Source organism: Alkalibacillus haloalkaliphilus C5, from assembly GCF_000269905.1.
GTDB classification, from domain to species: domain Bacteria; phylum Bacillota; class Bacilli; order Bacillales; family Alkalibacillaceae; genus Alkalibacillus; species Alkalibacillus haloalkaliphilus_A.
This window is the reverse complement of sequence record NZ_AKIF01000014.1, coordinates 1-21,867: the sequence shown is the minus strand read 5'-3', so window position 1 is coordinate 21,867 and position 21,867 is coordinate 1. Positions and strand designations below refer to the sequence as shown.

Here is a 21,867-nt window from a genome sequence, read left to right as displayed (position 1 = left end):
TAAATTCTGAATTTTAAGGAGACGTTATGTACCGATACATATGGCGTGGAATGGCTGTCGGGATGACTGAGGCGGTTCCAGGTGTGAGCGGAAGTACGGTTGCTATGATTCTAGCAATTTATGAAAAGTTAATATACAATTTGAGCTTACTTTCAACGAAGGATCGAAAAGAAGCTTTGCCGTTTTTAGTTCCTTTTGGAGTCGGGATGATTTTTGGTTTTGGTTTATCCATTGTCATGATTCATATGTTACTAACTTATTTTAGAGCACCAACGTTGATCTTTTTTGTTGGGATTATAGTTGGTTTTCTTCCAGCGTTGTGGCAAGAGGGCGTCAAACAAGCGAAAAGAGATTATCGTCTAATCGATTACGTTGTTATGATTTTATTTATTACAGTTGTGGTTGTCGCTAGTCTGTTTAGTGATTTTAATCAGATTGAACTGTCAGTATTAGCCGTAAATGATGTCATCTTTTTAATGGTTGCGGGTTTTGTGGCGAGTACGGCACTTGTTTTACCCGGGATTAGTGGAGCTTTAATGTTAACGATTTTAGGCATTTATGAACTAGCGACAGCTTCGCTTGTTCAATTTTATTGGCCGGTCATTTTTTCAATTGGTATTGGGGTCATCGCAGGTGTTCTATTTATGAGCCGGTTAATCCAGTATTTACTTAGTCATTATACTCAATCGACTTATGCTGCAATGATTGGGTTAGTGTCAGGTTCGATTTTTGCTATTTTTAATACACTTAGTTGGATAGAGGTTGATCAGCTCATTACTCCATCAATTGTGTCTGGTCTTCTAGGGTTTATTTTTGTTACTGTCATGACTAGACGTAAGGGAGAGAGAGGTTGATTAAGTTTGATGAGTAAAATTTCTGCTGCTATATTTATCGTCATGTTGTATTGACTTTAATAATGGAGGGATTGGATGAATAGAAAGTGGATTAGTTCATTAGCTGTCGTGGTTGGGATGCTAATCCTGTTGTTTATATTGGCGACTACCCATTCTGATTTTCAACAAGCGTTAGAAAGAGCTGAATATAAAATGAGTCATTTAGTACTGATAAGTTTATGTGCATTTCTTTTTGGTGTGTTAATTGAATGGAAAGCGCTTGGACGGATTATTTTTGAGAAACGAATCAAAATAAATTAGCTTCTCGTACCGGCGATCTTGTTAACCGTTTTAACTTTTATACCATGGTTATATTGGATAGGCTGGTTTGGTATTAATCGACCGTTTTTTATAGATGTTTTTACGATAACAGAGACGCAAATTCTTCTTACGGGTTTGGCTGGTATACTTTTCGTTCGCGCGTTTGATGAGAGATAAAATGAGCAGAGGACTTGTTCCTCTGCTTTTTTGCGTTTTAGAACACATTTTTAATTCTACTATAAGTGCCGTTTCTAGAAATCTAACAAAACATATATTAATAATATATAGCAATCAATGTAGCAATTCTGAACTAAGATATTGACTCATATCATAGTAATAATTAGAGTTGTAGGTTTGTCATAGTTAAGCTGTGAAATGGTACAAGCAACTCAAATTGGGGTTTCATTGTTAACGACTCTCTATTGAAAGGGGTGAGAGTTATGGAATTAATTAGTTATATTATGGAGGATGCGTTAATTTTAATTCCTGTATTGATGATTTTAGGCAAAATGATCAAAATATCGTCGATCATGCCTAATCGTTTTATTCCATTTGCGTTGCTATCCATTAGTATTGTGTTTTCAACTATTATGATGGGCCTTTCTTTAGAAACACTAATTCAAGCGATTCTAGTAACTGGTGCTGCTGTCTTTGGGCATCAACTTGTTAAACAGATGAGAGAAATTAATTAAGTAACAATGAAAACTCCCGAGTGCGTGCTTTCACTCGGGAGTTTTTTAGATTTATTGAGTTAATGAGCTTTGCATAACGTCTGTTACTTGTTCAACTTCCCAATCGTCGTTTACATATAGGCCAACGACTTCCATGTCAAAGCCCCATCCACGAACGAGTTGAACGCTTTGCTTTATTTGTTCGACTTTTTCTTTCTTATCAATTGGGTTACCAGCGCAATCGTGGTGTCCAGCAATAGCAATGATTTTTGAACCGTGTCCATTATGGGAGATGCCGATTCGGTTTTTAATGGATGCTAATGTTTGAGCATCACCATCTAATAACACTTTATTAGGGCCAGCTTCATTAATTTTATCAACGTACTGTACTTGAAAATTTTCTCTTAACCAGTTCATAACAGGCTCTTGTACACGCCCGTCCATACAGTTAATCGCTGTTCCGAAAGTCGCTTCACTCATTTTTCAGTCCTCCTAATTGCAAGTCTTTAATTCTATTATACTGTGATTTGCTCTTGATGTCATGGGGGCTAGATTTTTTTAATATTGGAAGGAAAATAGTGGTTGTGGAGAGAAGTAGTTTGTAGAGACAAAAGGGGATGAGGAGAAAAATGGAAAACTGGATGATTGCGGTACTTATTGCCGTTGGGTTTATTGTTTGGATGTCACTTGAGTTTGCGACGGACCAAGATCGTGGTGGTGGATTGAGAGGCTTTTTGAAGTTGTTTAAGCAAAACCTTGTTGTTATGATTCCATTATTTTTAGTTGGTGGCGTCGTTTACTTTTTATTTTTTAGATAAAGGGGGAATTGTGTGACGAAGCGAAGAATTGGGTTATTTTTATTAGGTATTATAGTAGCACTTTTAATCATAATTCCGTTCTTCGGAAATCCATTAAATTAGGAAAACGCAGTGATGTCACTGCGTTTTTTAATTGATTTGACCTTGTGAGCTAGCTTCGATAATCCAATTAATCATATCATCTTCAGTTAAACAAGCTTGGAAAGTGACCCGTTCACCACCACCAGTCCACGTAATCCGTTTCCAATAGTTCTCCCTATCATCAATGCCGATTGCGTTATCATCTACTTGATAGACACGGTCGACAGTGTAACGAAAGGCATTACCATCAGAGTCTGTGATCACAAATTCATTAGGAAAGAAGGGCGCGTTGGCGGAAATGCCGAATAACGAGTTTTATTACCGAATAACGAGTTTTATTACCGAATAGAGGAGGATAGTTACCGAATAGCGAGTTTTATTACCGAATAGAGGAGGATAGTTACCGAATAGTAGACGCTGAACCTCTGGGCAACACATCATATAAGGCCTTCCGTTCACCGCTTTGTGAAATCATTCACAAAATCATCACAATCTAGCCAAAAATCCATCAAGATTTTGACGCTTCAGACCATGTTTTATGGGGTAAAATAGTATTGTAAGGTTTGATAGAGATAGCCCTTGAAGGAGGGGATCGAGATGTTATTGTTTGAGGATCCGGTGTTTTCGAGTCGGATGTTAACACTTCTTACACTCACGTTCCACGTGATTTTTGCGACATTAGGTGTTGGAATTCCACTCATGATTATGATTGCACAATGGGTCGGTATTAAGAAAAATGACTTGCATTACATTATGATGGCCCGCCGCTGGGCGAGAGGATTTGTCGTATTAGTTGCAGTAGGTGTTGTAACGGGTACGGCGATTGGTTTACAGCTCGCGTTATTGTGGCCTAATTTTATGGAATTAGCAGGTCATGTCATTGCACTTCCGTTATTTATGGAAGTTTTTGCGTTTTTCTTTGAAGCTATTTTTCTAGGAATCTATTTATATACATGGGACCGTTTTGAAAATCAGCGTAAGCACTTATTGTTATTAGTTCCAGTTGCAGTCGGTGCGACGATGTCTGCGTTTTTCATTACGACCGTAAACGGATTTATGAATGCACCTACTGGATTTAATATTGTCGATGGGCAAATGACAGGTGTAAGCCCAATTGAAGCGATGTTTAACGTAGCGACACCGACCAAAGTAGCTCACGTTATTTCTACAGCGTTTATGACTGCCGCGTTTGTGTTAGCGGCGATTGCAGCGTACCGTTTAATTCGTGGGTCTAACCACGTTTATCACAAAAAAGCGCTTCATATGACGATGAAGTTAGGTCTCATTTTCGCTGTGGCTACAGCTATAATCGGTGATTTTTCAGGTAAGTACCTTGCTGAGCATCAACCGGAAAAGCTAGCTGCAGCTGAATGGCACTTTGAAACGGAAGAGGAAGCGCCGCTCATTTTATGGGGCATTTTAGATGATGATCGAGAAGTGCGCTATGGCATTGAGATTCCGTATGCGTTAAGTATTTTGGCGCATAACGACCCAACTGCTGAAGTGATTGGCTTAAATGAATATCCAGAAGAAGAGCATCCACCAATGTTTGTCCACTACTTGTTCGATATCATGATTACAATCGGCATGTGGATGATCGCCTTATCACTAGCTTATTGGTTTGCGATGCGAAGAGGTTGGAATTTCGTTAAGAAAAATTGGTTCCGCTGGCTCATCGTATTAGGTGGCCCGTTATCGATGCTAGCGATTCAAGCTGGTTGGTGGATGACAGAGTTTGGCCGTCAGCCGTGGATCTTACGCGGTGTTATGACCGTGCAAGAAGCAGCGACGCAAAGTAATTATGTTGGCCATATGTTCTTCGTATTTGCTGGTTTGTACTTGATTTTAGGAATTGGCGTTGCTGTCGTCTTAAGAAAAGTATTCCAAGATAACCCAGTTGAAAAAGAACTAGCTGAACAAGGTGGTGATCAGTCATGAGTTATGAGTTAATCGGCATGGTCGTACTGTGGACGTTCTTGTTTGGCTACGTCATTGTCGCATCGGTCGACTTTGGTGCAGGATTTTTTAACGCTTATAGCTTAATTACTGGTAAACAACACATTTTAACCAAAGTCATTCAAAGGTATTTGTCACCAGTTTGGGAAGTGACTAATGTGTTCTTAGTTTTCTTTTTCGTTGGCATTATGGGATTCTTCCCATCGACAGCTTACTATTACGGAAGTATATTGCTAGTTCCGGTAAGTATTTCAATTATTTTGCTTGCGATTCGCGGTTCGTATTATGCGTTTGAGACGTATGGTAATAAAGGTCACCGAGGCTATGCGTTTATGTATGGCGCGACGGGATTAATCTTGCCAGCATCGCTATCAGTCGTGTTGACGATCTCTGAAGGTGGATTTGTCGACATGACAGATAACGGACCGTTCCTAGATTATTGGGCGTTGTTTTCTAGTCCTTTAACATGGAGTATTGTCGTTTTAAGTGTGACAGCTGTTCTATATATTTCTGCTGTGTTTCTAACGTGGTATGCGAATCGAGCAGGGGATTTTAAAGCGACAAAATTACTACGTCGGTACGCGCTAATATGGGCATTGCCAACGATTGTGACAGCTGGTGGAATTGTTTATGAGTTACGCTCACACAATCCAGAGCATTTTGAGTCACTCATGAATTTATGGTGGATGTTTGCAATTTCAATTGTGTTCTTCTTAATTAGTGTTTGGTTCATTTGGAAGAAGAAGAATTATGGTATTGCGTTTCTCTTGTTGATTGGCCAGTTCGCATTTGCCTTTTACGCTTACGGCATATCCAAATATCCGTACTTGTTGTATCCGCACTTAACTGTTTATGATGGTGTAACAAATGATGCAATGGCAATTTCGTTAATTGTTGCTTTCGTTGCAGGATTGTTATTACTCCTTCCATCATTGTACTTGTTAATGCGCTTGTTCTTATTTGATGACAAGTACGTTTCAGGTAAAAAATAAAGACGGGGTGATTAAACATGAGTGATTTTCTAATTTTATACGCACCGTTTATTACGTTGATTGGCGCAATTGCATTAGCCTTTTGGGCAGCTCTAAAAGGTAGTCATATAGATGGAGAGTAAGAAAAAAGGATAGCTTTTCTTAATATAAGTAGTTCAGTTTTGGAGTGCAAATAACTTGTACCCTTAATTGAACTACTTTTTTAAATTAACTTTGTAACTTACAAAGCAACTCCTTTGTTAACTAAATGGTGTACCATTTAAGTAATTCTAGAATGAGAAATATTTCAGAGTTAAAAAGCTTGTTGAAGAATTTGAACAGCCATGTCTATATAATTAATAGATTTTTCTTTATTGCCAAAACATTGTAATCAGTTATAATGTAATATGACTTTATAATATTTTTACAAAATAAGGGGGAGAATGGCTTATGTCTGAACAACAAACTAAAAAGAAATGGTATAAGAAATGGTACGTTTGGGTGATAGTGGTTTTAGTTATCGTGGTGATAGGACAATCTGGCGACGATGCAGAAGTTGCTGATGAAAGCTCAGAAGTGGTAGCTGAAGAAGAAGAGGCTACATCTGAGGAAGAAACAGAAGAAGACGCTAATAAAGAAGATGAAGAAGAGGAAGACGTGAGCAATGAGAAAGAAGAAGCTAGCAACGAGGAAGAAGAGGCTAGCAACGAAGAAGAGGTCGTAGAAGAAGACGATGTGGACATGACAATGTCAGAGGAAAATGCAGTACAGTCAGCTAGAGATTATCTTAATTATTCAGCTTTCTCTAAAGAAGGATTAATCGGCCAACTAGAATTTGAAGGCTATACGTCTGATGAAGCCGAGTTTGCGGTTGACCACATTGATAGCGAAGTTGATTGGAACGAACAAGCAATTCAAAGTGGACAAAGCTATCTTGATTATAGTGCATTCTCTAAGCAAGGGTTACTCGAACAACTAGAATTCGAAGACTTCACAACAGAGCAAGCGACACATGCTGTTGAACACCTAGATGGTGAAGTTGATTGGTATGAGCAAGCAGTTAAGAGTGGCGAGAGTTATCTTGATTATAGCTCATTCTCAAGACAAGGTTTGATTGAGCAACTAGAATTCGAAGGTTTCACAACAGAACAAGCGACACATGCTGTTGACGAAATTGGATTGTAAATAAACAACAAAATTAATACATTGTTAAGAAACAATTATAATCTAAAAGCTCTGCTTCTAAAGTAGAGCTTTTTTTAGTTTAATAAAAAGTACAGTGTAATAACCTACTATTAAATATGTGTCTTGAATTTATACAACAATGTTTTTTGCATCGCTAAATTTCGAAAATTTTGATAAACTATATTGGAAATGAGGGAGGAATACGAAGTGAATGCATTGCAATATTTAAACGAACATCAAGATCAAATTTTGCGTGATATAGAATGGATCGTAAAGTGCGAGTCACCGTCAAGGCGAAAGGATTTGTCTGATCAGTGCGCTGATGCGATTTATCAAATGTTTTATGAACGGCTCGGTGTGTACGGTGAAGCATATGAACAAGAAGAGACAGGCAAGCATTTAAAGTTTGAAATTAGACGTGGTGACAAGACGGTCGTCATGTTGGCACATTATGATACGGTTTGGGAAGAAGGCGATCTTTCTTATTACATAGAAGGGGACAAGGCGTACGGTCCTGGAACAGTTGATATGAAAGCAGGCTTAGTCCAAAGCATGTGGGCGATTAAAGCATTGCAAGAGCTCGATATTGAACTAGATTATAAGATTAAATTTTTAGTAACGGCGGATGAAGAGATTAAAAGTCCGACTGGTCAATATCTAATCAAAGATGAAGCAAAAGATGCTGATGTCGTTTTAGTCGTTGAGCCACCAACAGGGTATGAAGGTTTAATCAAAACGGCCCGAAAAGGTGATGCGACTTATGACATTAAAGCGATCGGTGTGGCATCACATGCAGGCAATGATCCGAAACCACAAGCGAATGCGATTAATGAATTGGCACATCAAATTGTGAAATTGGAAAGCTTGGCTGATCTTGATAAAGGCACGTCGATTAATGTTGGTGTTATTCAGGGCGGTAGCAAACGAAACGTGACAGCAGCAGAGGCTGTGATGGAAGTTGATTGCCGCTTTTCTAAAAAAGAAGAAGCGCACCGCATTGATGAAGCGATTCAAGCATTTAAGCCTGCATTGAACGAAACGCAATTAGTCGTTGAAGGCGAAATTGGTCGATATCCAATGGAGCGAACAGAACAAACTGTTGAACTTTATGAAATGGCAAAAGAAGTCGCAAGTGATCTTGGACTGGAACTCGGTGAAACATTTGCTGGCGGCGTGAGCGATGGCAATTTTACCTCTGCAATGGGCATCCCAACATTAGACGGCCTTGGTGCAATTGGTGACGGCTTGCACGCACCGCATGAGCATATTGTGATAAGTGAACTCCCTAGACGTGGGGCGTTGCTTGCTGGGGTGTTGGAGAAGTTGAATGGGTGAATCAAAAACAAAACCGCTTGGAATAAGTTCCAAGCGGTTTTGATCTGTTTGTTTTATTGGAGTCTAAATATTGCTGTCAAACAAACTAGGGAAAATGCAATAAGATAAAAATATCCTAAACCCTTTCTGTTACCTTTAACGTATTCCATGCCAATTGATAAAAACATAATAGGTACAAGGTAAAAGGCAAGGTTAAAATTGCTATCAAAAACTAGCTTATATGCAAGTGATGCTAAAGTTATAATGGCTAAGCTTATATTAAACTTTTGTAACAAAATTCCACTCCTAATACTTTATTTTCCATAATAACAAATCATGATTTCGTTAGTCTTATTATTTTTACAAAATTTTTATTGATCCACAGTGATTTTGTCCGACAATTATGATTGGTCGTCCGACAATAAGTCAGCTTTGTCCGACATTAGTGCCAATTCGTCCGACAATTATGATGGCGCCATCTGGTATTCGGTAATAAGTCTTCATATTCGGTAGTTATCGAGCTCTATTCGGTAATAAACCATCTTATTCGGTAACTATCAGCGTCTATTCGGTAATAAACCTCGCTATTCGGTAATGATCAACCACTATTCGGTAATTATCGCCTACCCAATCACAACGTATCTTTCTCAATCTCTTTCAATTGATAAAAGTAGCCTTTCCGTGCCATTAACTCATCAAAAGTTCCTTGTTCGACGACTTCTCCATGATCCATCACAATGATGTGGTCCATATTTTCAAGTCCTTTTAAGTTGTGACTTACGATTACCAACGTGTCATTCTCTGCATCGCGCAAAATTTCGGTCATGACTTCACGAGCTGTCACTTGATCTAATGAAGAGGTGGGTTCGTCGAGTAGCCACAAATTGGTATCGCGTAAAAATAGACGAGCGATTGCAAGTCGTTGTTTTTCACCACCTGATAAGTTGTCGCCTTTTTCGTATACTTCGTCAGTTAGTGAAAAATCGGTAAGGCGTGCCCGTTTTAGCGCGTAAGTTAGTTGTTCATCACTAGCGTCTGACAGTAAGTTGTCGCGAATTGTTCCGGTGAAAAATTGTTGGTCTTGCATGACGGTGTTCGTCTGTTGCCATAAGCTTTCAGGTGTTATTTGGCTAACCGCTTGGCTGTTAATATACACTTCGCCAACACTTGCTTCTTCCAATTTTAATATTAATTGAAGCAAGGTTGATTTCCCAGAACCACTTGCACCGATGACTGCTGTTTTGCTGTCAGAAGGAATCGATAAACTAACATTTTTCAGAGTCGCGCGTGGTTCGTTCGGATAAGTGAAGTCGACACCACGAAAGGAAATGTCGATCGCTCCAGCGTCGCCTAAAGGTTGTATTGGCTCATTAACTGCCTCATTCTCATTAAAGAAAATTCGATTCGCTGCCTTTTTATTTTCTAGGAAATATTGCGGAAAGGCTGCCATTGGTTGTGTGTTTTCAAAGACGGTTAACGTCAGGAGCATGAACATCGCGAGCCACACACCATCCATTTGGCCGCTTACAATCAGCCAACCGCCAACTGCTAAGACAGCCCAAGCCATCAATAATCCAACCCAACCATCGAGTACTTGATTCCATAATTCATGTTTTCTTTCTTTCGTTTGCGCTTGAATTAACTCATCATTCGCAGTGTTAAAAGCTTCACCTTGATCAGCTAACTTCTGGTGTATCTTTAAATCTTGATAGCCAAACAGCAACTCTGTGGCTTGTGCTGATAAGTCACTGCGTTTTTCTTGGACGGGTTGCTCGGTCGTCTGACGCACTTTAGCAAACAAAGCGGGTAAGATGACTGTCGATAATAACAAGCCAATGACTAACAGAAGCGCAATCCAAAAGGAGAAGTAAAGTGTAAATAAAACCGTGCTTAAAAAGATGAGCACCAGTACAATAGGCGGATAAAAAATTCTTAAGAAAAAGTTTTGTAATGACTCAACGTCAGAGACGAAACGTGATAATAAGTCACCTGTGCGAAACCGTTGCACTCTTGATGGTGTTAGACTTTGAAGTTTCTCAAAAAATTGCACGCGAATGTGACTTAACATCGTAAAAGTCGCACGGTGTGAAAAGTAACGTTCGCTATAACGAGATAATGCACGTGTGAAACCGAGTAATTTTACGATCGCGATGATGACGGTCAAAGCAGTGATCGGCACACCTAAAGCAGCTTGTGAAATTAAATAACCACTTGCAGTAAACAAGCCAACAGCGGCAATTCCTGCGATAAAACCGAAGAGGATCGACAATATGACATCTCGTTTTTCTTTCATTAATTGTCTTATGACGATGTTAAGACCAGCCATCGCGCTCACCTCCAGCTGTATCCCCAATTAAGGATTGGTATGTTGCGTTCGTTTTGCTTAATGCGTCGTGTTGACCTGTTCCGACAACTTGCCCTTCATCCATTACGATAATTTGATCGGCCTTTTGAATCGTGTGCATGCGGTGGGCGACCGTAATAAGCGTCGCATGTCTAGCTAATTTTTCAATAGATTCGTTTAACACTTGTTCAGTTTTTAAATCAAGCCCAGTTGTCGGTTCATCAAATAAAATAATGGATGGCTGTTTTAAGAAAGCCCGCGCTAGTGCGACACGTTGTTTCTCCCCACCTGAAAGGCCGCGTCCACCTTCACCGATCACTGTGTGCAAGCCGTCATCTAATAAGTCAATTAAAGGTTCTAGTCCAGCTTGTTTTGCAGCATGCTCAATGTCTTCTTTCGTTGCACTCGGCTCACTCATTTGTATGTTGTCATAGATCGTTCCTGAAAAAATATAAGGATGTTGTGAAATATAACTTAGTTCATTAAACCATGCATGTTCGCCAAGTCGGTCCTGTTCAATATCATTAACGAAAACCTCGCCACTATGAACTGGTAAGAGGCGGGCGATTAAGTGAAGTAACGTCGTTTTACCTGCACCACTTTTTCCAACGATCGCGACAAAACTTCCTGCTTCAATTGTTGCTGATACGTCTTGAACCGTCTCACTTTCATCATAAGCAAATGACACTCCACTTAACTGAATTCGAGGTGGACGTGAAGTTAGGGATTTTTCACCCCAAGATAGTTCTTCAACTGGTTCGTTTAATTGTCCTTCAAGCTTTCTACTTGCTGTTAAACTTTCACGACCAGAATGAAAAGCACTACTTAAGTCTTTTAGCGCAATGTAAAATTCCGGTGCTAATAACAAGACGAAAAAAGCAGTTGCGAACTTAATCGTATCAAAAATAATTAATCCAAGAGCTAATTCAAGTGCGATTAGCCCCATACTTAACATCGAGATTAATTCCATCATAAATGCAGAAGTGAACGCGACAGCTAACACACCGAGTGTTGCTTGTCTAAAGTTGATGCTACTGTCCTCGATTCTTGATTTCTCTCGATCAGACTGACCAAAAAGCTTTAAAGTCGTTAACCCTTGTAACGAATCTAAAAACTGTCCGGAGAAAGAGGAGAGTTCATTTAATTGTTCTTCAGATTTATCTTTCGTTTTCATGCCGATAATCGCCATAAATAATGGAATAAAAGGTGCAGTTACTAAAATAATGACACCTGACACCCAATTTTGTGTAAAAATGATAGCTAAAATTGCCAGTGGCACAATCGTCGCCTGAATCATTTTCGGAATGTATTGACTAAAGTAGCTGTCTGTTTGTTCAACGACGTTAATGAGTTGAGTTACTTTTTCCCCAGATCGACCTTGTGAAGATAAATCGACTGGCTGCTTCGTAAAGTGGGTTAGCACACGGTTTCGAAGCTTTTTCTTCGCTTGATTAGCTGAGTGCAAACCAATTAAACCGTTTAAGTAGTTCATCCCTGCGCGTAACGAGATGACTAACAATAACAGCCCTAAGCTAGGTAAAATGGCAGTGAAAGTAGCGTTACTTAAAAAGATCGCTTCTATAATAGAGACGATTAAGTACGCTTGTGCAATGATCGTCAGTGCCATTACAATGCTTACGATACTTAACTGAATATAAGTTTGTCGTTTAATTAAAGGTTTTAATAGCATAGTGAATGTCCTTTCATCCTTCTAACACTATTTTACGCTTTTATCAGTCTTTTTTTAATTGAAACGATGTAAGAAGTCGATGAAATTTTATTGAACCTTGTTAGAATTGTTGCAAAATCGTTTATAATGGTAAATAGATGAATGAAGGAAGGGGACGAGCATGAAAAAAATAATCGTATTATTAGTCGCAATGGTTGTGCTTACAGCGTGTCAAAATAATGATGATGAAGATGCAGGTGCAATTGAGCAACCGGAAAATTTAGATGAAGCATTAGTCGACTTCCAAGACGGTGACCCGACGGATGAAGAGTCATACTTAGGTGCTTGGATCACGTACCAGTCGGATGATGAACCTTACGAGATTTTAAGAATTGAAGAAGAGGACGGCGAGTATCACTTCAATTATAATGAAGTCGGTTCAGAAGGAAGGCTACTCCAAGACATAATCGGTGTGTTAGATGAGTTTGAAGATGGTTATGGGCTATTTGAATATGATTCAGACAGATTTGGCAGTAGTGGTCAATTTGAGCTATTCTTAGAAGAAGATGGGATTCATTTAGTACAGGCAATCAATTTAGAAAATCGTGATGAGACAGCTGAGCATGAGTTGTTTTTTGATAAGAAATTGGAGAGGTAAGTCATGAGTAACTTAACAGAATATGAAAATTCAGCATTATACGATCAAGAGCAAGATCATTATGTTAAGGACGTTCTGTTTTTAAAAAGTTGGGCAAAAGGCGTGAGTGGATCTATTATTGATCTTGCGTGCGGTACTGGACGAGTCACTTACTCGTGAATGTTTTTATGAAAAGTGAGTATGATCCTGTTTCCCAATTACAACATAATAAGACGATTAGACAGTACATGGAAGGGCAAGAAGTGGTTAAACAACTAGAGACTGACATTACTTTACATTTTTCCTATCCTAAAGAGATTGAGAGAATGCTTGAAGAACAAGGCTTAGAAATCGTTGAACTGTATCAAGATTGGGAACGTTCACCTGTATCAGGTGATTGTCGTGAACTTGTGTACGTTTGTAAAAAAGTTAATTAGTTTGAGGGATGTGGCTAAGGCCAGATCCCTCTTCATATTTACGTTCACTCTTCTTCTTGTTTCCGCCTACGAAGTGAGTCCCACAAAATGATTGTGATCGCTACCAGAACAAGGATTAACGCAATGAAAAAGGTTACGGGATGTCCATAAAGCCGATTTATAACCGCCATAATCGCGGTTAGTAATATTAATATAAACATCCAAACATTTTTAGACATAGCATCACCTCAAGTTTATGTTACTAGTTTTCCTATATATGCTAATTTTATAAGCTGTAGCAAATGACTGCAATTAGCGGGATTTAAAGTTTAATAATATTTTGATTTTTTAGTTATTAACTTGTAAAATTATAGCAAGTTATACATATAAATGGGGGATTAAATGGGCGAGGTGGCGTTATTTCGCATCGTTTTAATATTATTTGTCCTTATTGTAGGGGCCTTGTTGCGAAATGGTATGACAGGTGGTGGGCCGCACCAATCACAACAGGGATTATATGTTTCTTAGTTTTGAGTTTTTATGAACTCTTTGTAGTTGGTATAATCAGGTTTCATTTTTTTGAGGCACTTATTTTTCTTTCGATTGCTTCGATTATGGTTTACATTGGCTTAGATCGCATTTGGAAAAGTAAACTCGTCCCAGTGGCATTAAGTGTCGTTTTAGTTTCGTTAGTTGGCGTTTTATTTTATATTGAGCAGTCTAAACATATAACGATGGAGCAAGTGATCACTGAAGAATATGGTGAGGATTTTGAAATTGATCGACTAGATATTGATAATCGCATTAATCGAACGAGTGTGTCAATTGATGATGAAAATATGCTTCGTGAGTGGAATGATTTATTACACGAGCTTGAGTTGAAAAGGCAAGAAAGTTGGCCGAGGTCTTTATATGTACTTGAATTGTACGTTGATGGGAATCGGCATACGATGGAATTAGATATGTTTGGCAATATATTTATTGAAGGCCAAAACTATTACATTTTTAACTTTGAGGAAGTTAAAGAGTTGCTAGAGGATAACTCAATTGATTGGTCAGAGTAAAGGGGAGAGAAATGCTAACTGATTTTGATCTAATGACTCTCGTTGTTTTATTAGTTATTTTATTTGTGAGTGTTGTTGTTTCGTATTTCTTTGCATGGTGGTGGGCACCACTTATTTCAGTTGTTTCATTCATAATGGCTGGAATGTTGTTTGGGAGGCTAGATATTATTTCGGTTTTAATATCAGGGTTTCCACACATATTCCTACTTGCACTTAGTTCGAGTTTAATACGCATTTGGGTTGATGGGCGTTCTAAGAAGACGAATCGAATGTTGTTAGTTACTTCTGTTGTGTTTATAGCTTTAGTAGGCGTAATCGCGCATCAGCTACGTTTTACGACGATTGATGAAGCCGTTTTAGATAAGTTAGATGAACAAAATTTGAGATTTGAAATTATTGCACGAGACAATCATGTTCCTTACCAAAGAGCATTCGTTGAAGATGAACAATTAGCGGAATCAATCCTTAATGACCTATCAGGTATGGAACTAAGAGAAGAGTATTACGGTTATTTAGATACACAATATTCATTAATCACTTCTGGAAGTGAATACATTATGATAGACTTTGATTTTGAACAAGGACTTGTTTACATCCATCGTGATCTATACAGCATCCGTTCAGAAAGTGATTATATAGAGGCCTTTGAAAATGAAGATATTGAATGGGAAGAATAGTGGGGGAGTAAGAGTTTGTTAGTTAATATGTTAGTGCCAGTGTTAGCGGTGTTGTTATCCGTATTGGCGTCGTATAACTTTAAATGGTGGACGGCTCCAGTTTTTACGTTTATAACATATGTCGGGTTTCAGTTGATCGCTGATTTGTATACATTTGGTGTTGCTAGTTTGTTTGGAATAATTGGGGCGAACTGGCTTCACATTACGGTTTTAATTATTTTTGCTACAGCAATTAGATTCGCTGTAACAAACTTTGAAAAAAGGAAAACGAAAATTATTTACGTCACCGGTATGGTGTTTGTGTTAGCAATGTTTGATTTAATCGCTCAAGCTCAGACAATGACGTTTGGAGAGCTAGTCGACGAAGAATTAAGTCCGACTTTATCAGAAATTACCATACTAGATGAACGATTACGTGAAGATATTGTTATTGATGATGAAGAGACGATTCATCAAATATTAAACGATTATAGTGATATGACACTTAGAAGTGGTGTGGGCGCCCGGGTCAGTTACAGGGATGCCATTACTATAGAAACGTTGAGAAGAGGTGGAGGTTCAACTCGTATGTGGATCGGTGAAAGTGGTATTCGTTTGAGCCTTAATCACGTTTATCGAGTAGAAGATCATAACGAGTTATATGACTTTTTACATGAAATAATGGAAGAAGAACTAGAGTAAAGCACCTTCTTAAGTTGAAGGTGCTTTATGTTGAAATCGCTACTTTTTAAGGTCATCTTTTTCAATGAGTTGGCCGACTTCTACATCGAATTGCTTTCCAGGATCGTTAAGTGAGTAAATGCGTGCTTTTCCAGAGTTTTCATCAACGTCCTGTATGTAGATACGCTCGCCATTGTATTGCACATCTTTCATATCAGGAGACTGAGAAATTTCCTTTGCTCTTGTCTTATCCATCTAATACCTCCTAGGTTTAGTGAGGACCTTCTTCAACTAAATGGTCAATTTCGACGTCTTGTTTATCATCAACGTCTGACAGTGGTGAGATTGTCGCTTTGTTTTCACCTGGATGAACATCTTGAATGAATACAGGTTGTCCTTGGTAACTAACATTAATTAAAGTTGGTGATTCATAAATTTCTTGTACACGACCTATTTCCATCGTTTTCCTCCTTATATAATTTTCCTCTATTAGCGTGACTCATTGTAGGGAAGGTTATACATGTTTATCGGAATTAAATATGAAGTTGAATTCGATGGAGGTTAAGTTATAAAAAAAGAACTACCATATAACTGGAAGTTCTTAATGGTGGTTCTAACTTAATTAAAGAAAGTAGTAGAAACATAGAACTAAAAATGCTAAAGAAGACAAATTTAAGACGTAAACGTTAGAATGTTTTAAGTATCGCCACTCTAAATAAGCGTGTGGCCCAATAATAATAGTTATAAAAAAGATCGCAATGTATTGGATATAATTTAAAATCCCATCAAATCCAAGCCCAAAATAAATAATAGCGACAAAAGCGAGCATTAACCCGGTTGTGACGTGCATGGCTTTACGTCCATCTGAATTCTTAAGTTTATGCTCATCATCATGAAAATGGATATAATGCAAAACCCCATGCGCGCCTGCTTGTATTAATAACAAAAAAGATATGGTGACCCCCATAAGTATACACTCCGAACTTAAAAAGTTTTGCTGAAAATATGTTAACATAATATTAGCATAATTTTGAAGAGTTGGAATGAATGTGTTGCTATTAAAATTAAGTTGGTGATCAAATGTATCCTCCTGAATCTATTTTATCGGTTTGGCGTAAGTTTGATAATTTCCCTTTAGAAGTTTTAACGAAAGTTTGGTATGACCAGCAAAGTCTGGACGAAAAACAACGGTCTGTAGAATTGATGAAAGAGCATCGGCAACAGTACGGCACATCTGGAAATTGTTTTGACTTATCCATCTGGCTTTTACAAGAGTTTAAAGAGAATGGATTGTATGCTTATCCGGTTGGGCATGATTGGTACACTGAAAAAGCACATGTTGCTGTCGTTGTTTTAGATGAGTGGGGGCGAAGGTATTTGTGTGATTTAGGTGATCAGTGGATTTTGCCTATTTTGCTAGACGAAGAGAGTGAAGATTTTACGAATGAATCTTTAACAGGTTTCTTCCCAGCCGCACGGGTAGAAGTTCGGCCTAAGCCAGAAGAAGTAACGATTGTTTATCATCGTCCTGGAGGGAAACTTTCATCACAAACATATCAGCTGGAGCCTTTAACTGAATCAGAACTGTGGATAATGGCTGAATTCTCTCAACAAAATATTAATCCACGACCTTTAATCGAAAGTCGAGTACATACCCCTAGTGAAGTACAACATTGGGAGTTTAATAATTGGGAAAGTTTTTTAAGTACGAATGATGGATTGTTTTATGATCCAAAATTAGAGAAAATAGATTTGTTAGCTGAGAGGATTTCATTGCGAACGGGTATCGTTCAGAAGTTCGTTATTGAAACGTTAGAGATGTACGCGACATTAAGTCAGAAAATTAGGTAGAAAGAGGATGCAGCATGAGGTTAAAATGGACATGGATTGCTTTAATTGTTGTCGTTGTTTTATTCGCTGTCATGACGATGTCTAGTAATGAAGAAGTAGTAGAAATGATCGTTGATACTGGAGAAGAGCAGTATACGATTTCAGGTGAGGATAGTTTAGAACGCTTTTTAGGTTATTGGGATGAAGTTGAGTGGGGTGATCATACGATGCCTAATATGGAGCGTTCACAAGATGTTACTGTAACACACGTTTTAAGTGATTCTGAAGAAGAACTAGATTATGTCATTTGGTTCCATGATGATGGTTCTGCTACAATCGTTAGCCCGAAAGCGGGTGAAGGAATAGGCGAGTGGGACGAAGAGTTTGGCATGTTAGTCGAAACAGAATTGCTTGAGTAGTCTTAGAAGAAAGGGTTTTTAAATGCGGTATACGATCTATCAAGCAATCGTCTTAGCAGGATTAGTACTTTTAGCTTTTGTAACAGAACAACTCGAAGTTGTTGGTTTAAGTGATGGTTCTGGAATTTTCTTATATATTATAGGTTTACTAGCCTATATCGCCATTGTGGTTAGTTGTTTTAGCTTGATCTTTTATTGGCAGACAAAGAAAAGTGAGACATTTTTAATTCACCCGATTTGGGAAAAGATGCCTGTCATTATATCGATTGTCTTCTTCTTATCGGCAGTCGTTTTAATATTTCTAATGGAATTCGGCGGTTATGGACTAGTTTCTGAATACCGCGGCTTGATGTATTTATTAATCTACTATTTTATATTTCTTTTAAATATAATGGGTATCGCGATGGTATATAAAACCAGTCGGAGCGAGTTAACGAAAAAACAGATTATTGAACGAAGTGGTATATTGACAGTCGGTGTGTTGGCTGTTATTTGGTTTATTATTTAATAGAGAAGAGTTTCTTATTAGAATAGAGGGTGGTCAATATTAAACAAATCATGTTGTTACTTGCTGTCATGGTATTCGCTGTGCACCTTATTTAGACCCGAACGAAAGCTTTGAAGTAATATCGGTCGGCGAACGTGACGCTTATGTCAATCGATCTTCAGACAGAGTGCAAATTTATATTCCTGTCGATGACTGGTTATATGAAATTGTCTCCAGTGAAGAAAATATTTCTGAAGATGAGTTGTTAACTTATATGGAAATGTTTATGAATTAAATAGTTAAAAGAAATAAAAGCTTGGGGAGTTCCCTAGGCTTTTTGTTTTATACATTAAGGTCAGATATCTAAATACAAAGCAATATGTTATACTGGCAGAAAAAGGAGGATGATCAAGATGGACTCTGTTATTAGACCGTTAGAACAAAGTGACATCCGTGCTGTGCAACAAGTAGCGCAACAAAGCTGGCATCATACATATGAAGGGATTATTCCCCGACATATTCAAGATACATTTTTAACTGAAGCGTATAGTGACTTGAATATGCAGCGTCGTCTTGATCGTGGTGGTGTATGGGTAGCAGAAAACCAAGATGGAATCGTTGGTTTCGCCAATTTAACTCCTGTTAATGATCACAATGAAGCAGAATTAGTAGCGATTTATATATTACCAGATCATATTGGGTTTGGAATCGGAACGAAACTACTACAAAGTGGTGTAAGCCAGTTAAAAGGTTTACAAAGGTTATATGTAGAAGTTGAAAAAGAGAATGAAGTTGGATTGAAGTTTTATGAAGCTAAAGGATTTAACGTATTAAAAGAGTATGACGATGTTTTTGCAGGGCATACGTTAAAGACGTTACAAATGGTGAAGGATTATGAGGAGGTTTAATATGAGCTTAACGGTTCGAGCGGTACTTGAGTTCTTGCGATTGGCTGTAATCTTTTTCTTTATAGGCGGTGTGCTGTCATTTATGTTTATTAACATTTATAGCGCGGTTGGGATTGAAAGCAGTACACTTGTTGGAGTTGGCGTTATGTTAGTCGTTTTTGTCCTTTACCGTAATCGTTTGCAGTTTAGTGGTTGGTATAACGGTAAGCAAAGAAAGCGTCTGTCGACATCCACAACACGCTGGTTAGTAGCTGGAAGTTTAGTATTGATTTTATCACCAGTTATTCGTGAAATGGTTACGTTAATCGTTTAAGGGGGAAAACGGATGACAATCACTAATGTGCCTGGTATTAAAGTCGGCCATAAGCAAAATGAAGTAGCAAGAACTGGGTGTACCGTTATTTTAACTGAAGACGGGGCAACGTGTGGCGTTGATGTTCGTGGGTCTGCACCAGGAACTCGTGAGACAGATTTACTTGACCCAGTCAATTTAGTCGAACAAGTTCATGCGATTAGCCTTGCTGGTGGTAGTGCTTATGGGTTGGATGCAGCATCTGGTGTCATGCAATTTTTAGAGGAAAAAGGTGTCGGCATGGACGTTGGAGTAGCGAAAGTGCCAATCGTACCGAGCGCGATTTTGTTTGATTTGGCTGTAGGGGACGCCAATGTAAGGCCAGATCAAAAGATGGGTTATGAAGCAGCAAAAATCGCAAGTCATTCACCTGTTCAACAAGGAACAGTCGGTGCAGGTTGTGGTGCGACAGTTGGCAAAATTGCTGGTTTTGAAGCGGCGAGTAAAGGTGGATTAGGCAGTGCATCAATTGAACTGGAAAATGGCCTTGTCGTCGGTGCAATTGTGGCGGTGAACGCTGTTGGTGATGTATGCGATTCTGTGACGGGTGAAATATTAGCCGGTGCGCGCAACTTAGAGACAGGTGATTTTTTAAATAGTGCTCAAATGATGCGTAAACAACCTAAAGTAGATGGAATGGCTGGAACGAACACGACAATTGGTGCTGTTGCAGTCAATGCAAAATTAACGAAAGCAGAAGCGAAGAAAATCGCCCAAATGACGCAGAACGCGCTTGGCCGAACGATCTCACCAGCCCATACGATGTTTGACGGTGATACGATTTTTGCTTTAGCAACTGGTGAAGAGCATGCTTCTGTTGATTTAATTGGACAATTGGCGACTGAAGTGATGGAAAAAGCCATTTTAAATGCTGTTGGAAAATAAATGAATAAAAAGTAGCCTCCCGTTTCACAATAAGAAAGGTAATTAAACGGAGGTGAATGAAATGGCTCGTATCGCAGTAGAAAATAACATGTCTGACCTACAACAAGCGCTTGCTCAAGCTGGGCATGATGTCATTCAATTAGAAGGTGAACAAGTGCCAGATTGTGATTGTTGCTGTGTTTCAGGACAAGACAACAACATGATGGGAATGAGCGACAAAGCAACAAACGCACCAGTCATTAACTGCAACGGCATGTCGACAGATGAAGTCGTTGAAGCTGTGAATAGTAAGGTGCATTAAAACAAGGTGAAGAGCTGCCTATTAGGAGGCAGTTCTTTTTTTGATTGTTGAAGGTGTCAGCCTATTCACAAAACTTACAACAAATGGTATTGTGGAGATAATTGTAAAAAGGAGGTAGGGGATTGAGGAAGGTTGGAGAATTATTTGCCTTTGTTTTTCTTATTGGTTTCATAGGTCTTATTATGGCAATTGCAGTTTTTCTGTTGACGTTTGATATGACGATTGTTGTTTTTGTAGCGATTGTTACGATTGGATCGATCGTACTTAAAGGAATACATATATTTAATCTATTAAGCTCGAACATAATGAAAAAAACGGTGTGGATGTTTTATAGTCTTTGCGGTGCTATAGTGATTGGTTTTGTTATTTATAGTGGGTACATGGAGTCTTTACAAGTCGTAAGCACTCAAGATGTTAACTTACACCACTATGAACCTTTCTCAAACGAGTCAGAAGTAGTGACATTAGATGAAGATCCGACGTTTCAAATAGACGAATCACCTCCTCGCCTAGACGGTGCAACAGCTTTGTACCCCGTTTATGCAGCTTTTGCTGAAGCGGTTTATCCAGAAGACAATTATAACCCGTATGAGAGTGAAGTCCGTTCATCGCAAACGGACGGCGCATTTAGACGTTTTGCTAGAGAAGAAGCAGATATAATTTTTACAGCTGAACCGTCTGCGACACAGAAAAGAATGCTAGAAGATATGGATCAGGATTATACAATGACACCAATTGGAAAAGAAGCATTCGTCTTTTTTACACATGCTGATAATCCGGTTGATTCATTAACGGTTGAAGAAATTCAAGGTATATACACTGGTGAAATTACAAATTGGTCAGAAGTTGGAGGAAATGACCAAGAGATTAAAGCTTTCCAACGACCAGAAGGAAGTGGCAGTCAATCAGCGATGGTGCGTTTCATGGCGGGCCATTCATTAATGGATCCGCCTTCAGATGAAGTTGTATCAGGGATGGGTGGTGTGATTGAAGAAGCTGAAGAATATCATAATCATAGGTATGCTATAGGGTATACTTTCCGATATTTTGCTACTGAAATGGTCGACC

The 21,867-nt window shown here is 38.7% G+C and carries 31 protein-coding genes; 23 read left to right on the top strand and 8 right to left on the bottom strand.

The genetic code is table 11. The features are described from left to right. The first annotated feature begins 26 nt into the window (after window positions 1-26). The 3 genes from A194_RS17035 (at window position 27) to A194_RS0102870 (ending at window position 1,846) form a co-directional block, all read left to right on the top strand. On the top strand, window positions 27-854 hold the full coding sequence (locus A194_RS17035; RefSeq protein WP_017185386.1) for a DUF368 domain-containing protein: 828 nt from the start codon (window positions 27-29) through the stop codon (window positions 852-854). A gap of 75 nt (window positions 855-929) precedes the next feature. Then, a complete protein-coding gene (locus A194_RS0102875; RefSeq protein ID WP_017185385.1) occupies window positions 930-1,154 on the top strand; it encodes a hypothetical protein in 225 nt (74 codons plus the stop codon). Window positions 1,155-1,594: 440 nt separating this feature from the next. After that, window positions 1,595-1,846 (top strand): phage holin family protein, encoded by a 252-nt coding sequence (locus tag A194_RS0102870; RefSeq protein ID WP_017185384.1) that lies wholly within the window; start codon window positions 1,595-1,597, stop codon window positions 1,844-1,846. A 51-nt stretch (window positions 1,847-1,897) separates the two neighbouring features. On the opposite strand, the gene A194_RS0102865 is transcribed toward A194_RS0102870, so the two are convergent. Further along, on the bottom strand, window positions 1,898-2,305 hold the full coding sequence (locus A194_RS0102865; protein WP_017185383.1) for a carbonic anhydrase: 408 nt from the start codon (window positions 2,303-2,305) through the stop codon (window positions 1,898-1,900). Window positions 2,306-2,454: 149 nt separating this feature from the next. On the opposite strand from A194_RS0102865, the gene A194_RS0102860 reads away from it, so the two are divergent. After that, entirely contained in the window at window positions 2,455-2,643 is a 189-nt protein-coding gene (locus A194_RS0102860; RefSeq protein ID WP_017185382.1) for a hypothetical protein, read from the top strand. Between the two features lie 129 nt (window positions 2,644-2,772). Here the strand turns inward: A194_RS0102860 and A194_RS0102850 are convergent, their stop codons facing one another. Further along, complete coding sequence (locus tag A194_RS0102850; RefSeq protein WP_017185380.1) at window positions 2,773-2,988, bottom strand: hypothetical protein; 216 nt, start codon at window positions 2,986-2,988, stop codon at window positions 2,773-2,775. A 333-nt stretch (window positions 2,989-3,321) separates the two neighbouring features. On the opposite strand from A194_RS0102850, the gene A194_RS0102845 reads away from it, so the two are divergent. The 5 genes from A194_RS0102845 to A194_RS0102825 all read left to right on the top strand — a co-directional run bounded on the left by A194_RS0102845 (window position 3,322) and on the right by A194_RS0102825 (window position 8,171). Next, on the top strand, window positions 3,322-4,662 hold the full coding sequence (locus tag A194_RS0102845; protein WP_017185379.1) for a cytochrome ubiquinol oxidase subunit I: 1,341 nt from the start codon (window positions 3,322-3,324) through the stop codon (window positions 4,660-4,662). After that, entirely contained in the window at window positions 4,659-5,672 is a 1,014-nt protein-coding gene (locus A194_RS0102840; protein ID WP_017185378.1) for a cytochrome d ubiquinol oxidase subunit II, read from the top strand. The genes A194_RS0102845 and A194_RS0102840 overlap by 4 nt, the downstream gene beginning before the upstream one ends. A gap of 17 nt (window positions 5,673-5,689) precedes the next feature. Then, window positions 5,690-5,794, top strand: a complete 105-nt coding sequence (cydS, locus tag A194_RS21275) for a cytochrome bd oxidase small subunit CydS family protein (protein WP_017185377.1) — start codon at window positions 5,690-5,692, stop codon at window positions 5,792-5,794. A gap of 307 nt (window positions 5,795-6,101) precedes the next feature. Then, complete coding sequence (locus tag A194_RS0102830) at window positions 6,102-6,836, top strand: Ltp family lipoprotein (RefSeq protein ID WP_017185376.1); 735 nt, start codon at window positions 6,102-6,104, stop codon at window positions 6,834-6,836. 207 nt (window positions 6,837-7,043) lie between these two features. Beyond that, the gene (locus A194_RS0102825; RefSeq protein ID WP_017185375.1) at window positions 7,044-8,171 is read left to right on the top strand and encodes a M20 family metallopeptidase; all 1,128 of its coding nucleotides are present in this window, start codon (window positions 7,044-7,046) and stop codon (window positions 8,169-8,171) included. 610 nt (window positions 8,172-8,781) lie between these two features. Here the strand turns inward: A194_RS0102825 and cydC are convergent. Both cydC and cydD read right to left on the bottom strand, forming a co-directional pair. After that, window positions 8,782-10,476: a thiol reductant ABC exporter subunit CydC gene (gene cydC, locus A194_RS0102815; RefSeq protein WP_017185373.1), complete on the bottom strand. Its 1,695-nt coding sequence runs from the start codon at window positions 10,474-10,476 to the stop codon at window positions 8,782-8,784. Next, window positions 10,463-12,184 (bottom strand): thiol reductant ABC exporter subunit CydD, encoded by a 1,722-nt coding sequence (gene cydD / locus A194_RS0102810; RefSeq protein WP_017185372.1) that lies wholly within the window; start codon window positions 12,182-12,184, stop codon window positions 10,463-10,465. Before cydD ends, cydC begins: the two co-directional genes overlap by 14 nt. 160 nt (window positions 12,185-12,344) lie before the next feature. On the opposite strand from cydD, the gene A194_RS0102805 reads away from it, so the two are divergent. The 3 genes from A194_RS0102805 to A194_RS0102795 are packed head-to-tail and all read left to right on the top strand — an operon-like array spanning window position 12,345 to window position 13,237. Then, complete coding sequence (locus tag A194_RS0102805) at window positions 12,345-12,821, top strand: membrane lipoprotein lipid attachment site-containing protein (RefSeq protein ID WP_017185371.1); 477 nt, start codon at window positions 12,345-12,347, stop codon at window positions 12,819-12,821. Between the two features lie 3 nt (window positions 12,822-12,824). Beyond that, window positions 12,825-12,980, top strand: coding sequence for a class I SAM-dependent methyltransferase (locus tag A194_RS20190; RefSeq protein ID WP_017185370.1), 156 nt, complete (start codon window positions 12,825-12,827; stop codon window positions 12,978-12,980). Next, complete coding sequence (locus A194_RS0102795) at window positions 12,977-13,237, top strand: hypothetical protein (protein ID WP_017185369.1); 261 nt, start codon at window positions 12,977-12,979, stop codon at window positions 13,235-13,237. Before A194_RS20190 ends, A194_RS0102795 begins: the two co-directional genes overlap by 4 nt. Before the next feature lie 44 nt (window positions 13,238-13,281). Here the strand turns inward: A194_RS0102795 and A194_RS20185 are convergent, their stop codons facing one another. Beyond that, window positions 13,282-13,455: a hypothetical protein gene (locus A194_RS20185; RefSeq protein ID WP_017185368.1), complete on the bottom strand. Its 174-nt coding sequence runs from the start codon at window positions 13,453-13,455 to the stop codon at window positions 13,282-13,284. 375 nt (window positions 13,456-13,830) lie between these two features. Between A194_RS20185 and A194_RS0102780 the strand changes: the two genes are divergently transcribed. From A194_RS0102780 to A194_RS0102770, 3 genes are read left to right on the top strand one after another with little or no spacing between them, the layout of a single operon-like run. Continuing rightward, on the top strand, window positions 13,831-14,280 hold the full coding sequence (locus A194_RS0102780) for a hypothetical protein (protein WP_017185366.1): 450 nt from the start codon (window positions 13,831-13,833) through the stop codon (window positions 14,278-14,280). An 11-nt stretch (window positions 14,281-14,291) separates the two neighbouring features. After that, complete coding sequence (locus A194_RS0102775) at window positions 14,292-14,957, top strand: hypothetical protein (RefSeq protein ID WP_017185365.1); 666 nt, start codon at window positions 14,292-14,294, stop codon at window positions 14,955-14,957. Window positions 14,958-14,972: 15 nt separating this feature from the next. Beyond that, window positions 14,973-15,638 (top strand): hypothetical protein, encoded by a 666-nt coding sequence (locus tag A194_RS0102770; protein ID WP_017185364.1) that lies wholly within the window; start codon window positions 14,973-14,975, stop codon window positions 15,636-15,638. 39 nt (window positions 15,639-15,677) lie between these two features. Here A194_RS0102770 and A194_RS0102765 read toward each other — a convergent pair whose 3' ends face one another. The 3 genes from A194_RS0102765 to A194_RS0102755 form a co-directional block, all read right to left on the bottom strand. After that, a complete protein-coding gene (locus A194_RS0102765; RefSeq protein WP_017185363.1) occupies window positions 15,678-15,872 on the bottom strand; it encodes an H-type small acid-soluble spore protein in 195 nt (64 codons plus the stop codon). Window positions 15,873-15,888: 16 nt separating this feature from the next. Further along, complete coding sequence (locus A194_RS0102760) at window positions 15,889-16,077, bottom strand: H-type small acid-soluble spore protein (protein ID WP_017185362.1); 189 nt, start codon at window positions 16,075-16,077, stop codon at window positions 15,889-15,891. 162 nt (window positions 16,078-16,239) lie between these two features. After that, on the bottom strand, window positions 16,240-16,584 hold the full coding sequence (locus A194_RS0102755) for a DUF4181 domain-containing protein (RefSeq protein ID WP_017185361.1): 345 nt from the start codon (window positions 16,582-16,584) through the stop codon (window positions 16,240-16,242). 113 nt (window positions 16,585-16,697) lie between these two features. Between A194_RS0102755 and A194_RS0102750 the strand changes: the two genes are divergently transcribed. The 8 genes from A194_RS0102750 to A194_RS0102715 all read left to right on the top strand — a co-directional run. Then, entirely contained in the window at window positions 16,698-17,468 is a 771-nt protein-coding gene (locus tag A194_RS0102750) for a hypothetical protein (protein ID WP_017185360.1), read from the top strand. Between the two features lie 14 nt (window positions 17,469-17,482). Next, a complete protein-coding gene (locus A194_RS0102745) occupies window positions 17,483-17,866 on the top strand; it encodes a hypothetical protein (protein WP_017185359.1) in 384 nt (127 codons plus the stop codon). A 22-nt stretch (window positions 17,867-17,888) separates the two neighbouring features. Continuing rightward, window positions 17,889-18,374: a hypothetical protein gene (locus tag A194_RS0102740; RefSeq protein ID WP_017185358.1), complete on the top strand. Its 486-nt coding sequence runs from the start codon at window positions 17,889-17,891 to the stop codon at window positions 18,372-18,374. Between the two features lie 392 nt (window positions 18,375-18,766). Next, window positions 18,767-19,261: a GNAT family N-acetyltransferase gene (locus A194_RS0102735; RefSeq protein ID WP_017185357.1), complete on the top strand. Its 495-nt coding sequence runs from the start codon at window positions 18,767-18,769 to the stop codon at window positions 19,259-19,261. A 1-nt stretch (window position 19,262) separates the two neighbouring features. Continuing rightward, window positions 19,263-19,574 carry a hypothetical protein gene (locus A194_RS0102730; RefSeq protein WP_017185356.1) on the top strand — a complete coding sequence of 104 codons (312 nt, stop codon included), beginning with the start codon at window positions 19,263-19,265 and terminating at the stop codon, window positions 19,572-19,574. A 12-nt stretch (window positions 19,575-19,586) separates the two neighbouring features. Beyond that, entirely contained in the window at window positions 19,587-20,498 is a 912-nt protein-coding gene (locus A194_RS0102725) for a P1 family peptidase (RefSeq protein WP_017185355.1), read from the top strand. A gap of 61 nt (window positions 20,499-20,559) precedes the next feature. Then, entirely contained in the window at window positions 20,560-20,799 is a 240-nt protein-coding gene (locus A194_RS0102720) for a YkuS family protein (protein ID WP_017185354.1), read from the top strand. Between the two features lie 122 nt (window positions 20,800-20,921). Continuing rightward, window positions 20,922-21,867, top strand: a 946-nt coding sequence (locus A194_RS0102715) for a PstS family phosphate ABC transporter substrate-binding protein (RefSeq protein ID WP_017185353.1), incomplete at its 3' end; no start/stop codon positions are given.

What these genes read in the sequence shown, in the direction of transcription:
- A194_RS17035 (WP_017185386.1), top strand. Translation starts at nt 27, where the DNA reads ATGTACCGATACATATGGCGTGGAATGGCTGTCGGGATGACTGAGGCG.
- A194_RS0102875 (WP_017185385.1), top strand. Translation starts at nt 930, where the DNA reads ATGAATAGAAAGTGGATTAGTTCATTAGCTGTCGTGGTTGGGATGCTA.
- A194_RS0102870 (WP_017185384.1), top strand. Translation starts at nt 1,595, where the DNA reads ATGGAATTAATTAGTTATATTATGGAGGATGCGTTAATTTTAATTCCT.
- A194_RS0102865 (WP_017185383.1), bottom strand. Translation starts at nt 2,305, where the DNA reads ATGAGTGAAGCGACTTTCGGAACAGCGATTAACTGTATGGACGGGCGT.
- A194_RS0102860 (WP_017185382.1), top strand. Translation starts at nt 2,455, where the DNA reads ATGGAAAACTGGATGATTGCGGTACTTATTGCCGTTGGGTTTATTGTT.
- A194_RS0102845 (WP_017185379.1), top strand. Translation starts at nt 3,322, where the DNA reads ATGTTATTGTTTGAGGATCCGGTGTTTTCGAGTCGGATGTTAACACTT.
- A194_RS0102840 (WP_017185378.1), top strand. Translation starts at nt 4,659, where the DNA reads ATGAGTTATGAGTTAATCGGCATGGTCGTACTGTGGACGTTCTTGTTT.
- cydS (WP_017185377.1), top strand. Translation starts at nt 5,690, where the DNA reads ATGAGTGATTTTCTAATTTTATACGCACCGTTTATTACGTTGATTGGC.
- A194_RS0102830 (WP_017185376.1), top strand. Translation starts at nt 6,102, where the DNA reads ATGTCTGAACAACAAACTAAAAAGAAATGGTATAAGAAATGGTACGTT.
- cydC (WP_017185373.1), bottom strand. Translation starts at nt 10,476, where the DNA reads ATGGCTGGTCTTAACATCGTCATAAGACAATTAATGAAAGAAAAACGA.
- cydD (WP_017185372.1), bottom strand. Translation starts at nt 12,184, where the DNA reads ATGCTATTAAAACCTTTAATTAAACGACAAACTTATATTCAGTTAAGT.
- A194_RS0102805 (WP_017185371.1), top strand. Translation starts at nt 12,345, where the DNA reads ATGAAAAAAATAATCGTATTATTAGTCGCAATGGTTGTGCTTACAGCG.
- A194_RS20190 (WP_017185370.1), top strand. Translation starts at nt 12,825, where the DNA reads ATGAGTAACTTAACAGAATATGAAAATTCAGCATTATACGATCAAGAG.
- A194_RS20185 (WP_017185368.1), bottom strand. Translation starts at nt 13,455, where the DNA reads ATGTCTAAAAATGTTTGGATGTTTATATTAATATTACTAACCGCGATT.
- A194_RS0102780 (WP_017185366.1), top strand. Translation starts at nt 13,831, where the DNA reads ATGGTTTACATTGGCTTAGATCGCATTTGGAAAAGTAAACTCGTCCCA.
- A194_RS0102775 (WP_017185365.1), top strand. Translation starts at nt 14,292, where the DNA reads ATGCTAACTGATTTTGATCTAATGACTCTCGTTGTTTTATTAGTTATT.
- A194_RS0102765 (WP_017185363.1), bottom strand. Translation starts at nt 15,872, where the DNA reads ATGGATAAGACAAGAGCAAAGGAAATTTCTCAGTCTCCTGATATGAAA.
- A194_RS0102760 (WP_017185362.1), bottom strand. Translation starts at nt 16,077, where the DNA reads ATGGAAATAGGTCGTGTACAAGAAATTTATGAATCACCAACTTTAATT.
- A194_RS0102755 (WP_017185361.1), bottom strand. Translation starts at nt 16,584, where the DNA reads ATGGGGGTCACCATATCTTTTTTGTTATTAATACAAGCAGGCGCGCAT.
- A194_RS0102750 (WP_017185360.1), top strand. Translation starts at nt 16,698, where the DNA reads ATGTATCCTCCTGAATCTATTTTATCGGTTTGGCGTAAGTTTGATAAT.
- A194_RS0102745 (WP_017185359.1), top strand. Translation starts at nt 17,483, where the DNA reads ATGAGGTTAAAATGGACATGGATTGCTTTAATTGTTGTCGTTGTTTTA.
- A194_RS0102740 (WP_017185358.1), top strand. Translation starts at nt 17,889, where the DNA reads ATGCGGTATACGATCTATCAAGCAATCGTCTTAGCAGGATTAGTACTT.
- A194_RS0102735 (WP_017185357.1), top strand. Translation starts at nt 18,767, where the DNA reads ATGGACTCTGTTATTAGACCGTTAGAACAAAGTGACATCCGTGCTGTG.
- A194_RS0102730 (WP_017185356.1), top strand. Translation starts at nt 19,263, where the DNA reads ATGAGCTTAACGGTTCGAGCGGTACTTGAGTTCTTGCGATTGGCTGTA.
- A194_RS0102725 (WP_017185355.1), top strand. Translation starts at nt 19,587, where the DNA reads ATGACAATCACTAATGTGCCTGGTATTAAAGTCGGCCATAAGCAAAAT.
- A194_RS0102720 (WP_017185354.1), top strand. Translation starts at nt 20,560, where the DNA reads ATGGCTCGTATCGCAGTAGAAAATAACATGTCTGACCTACAACAAGCG.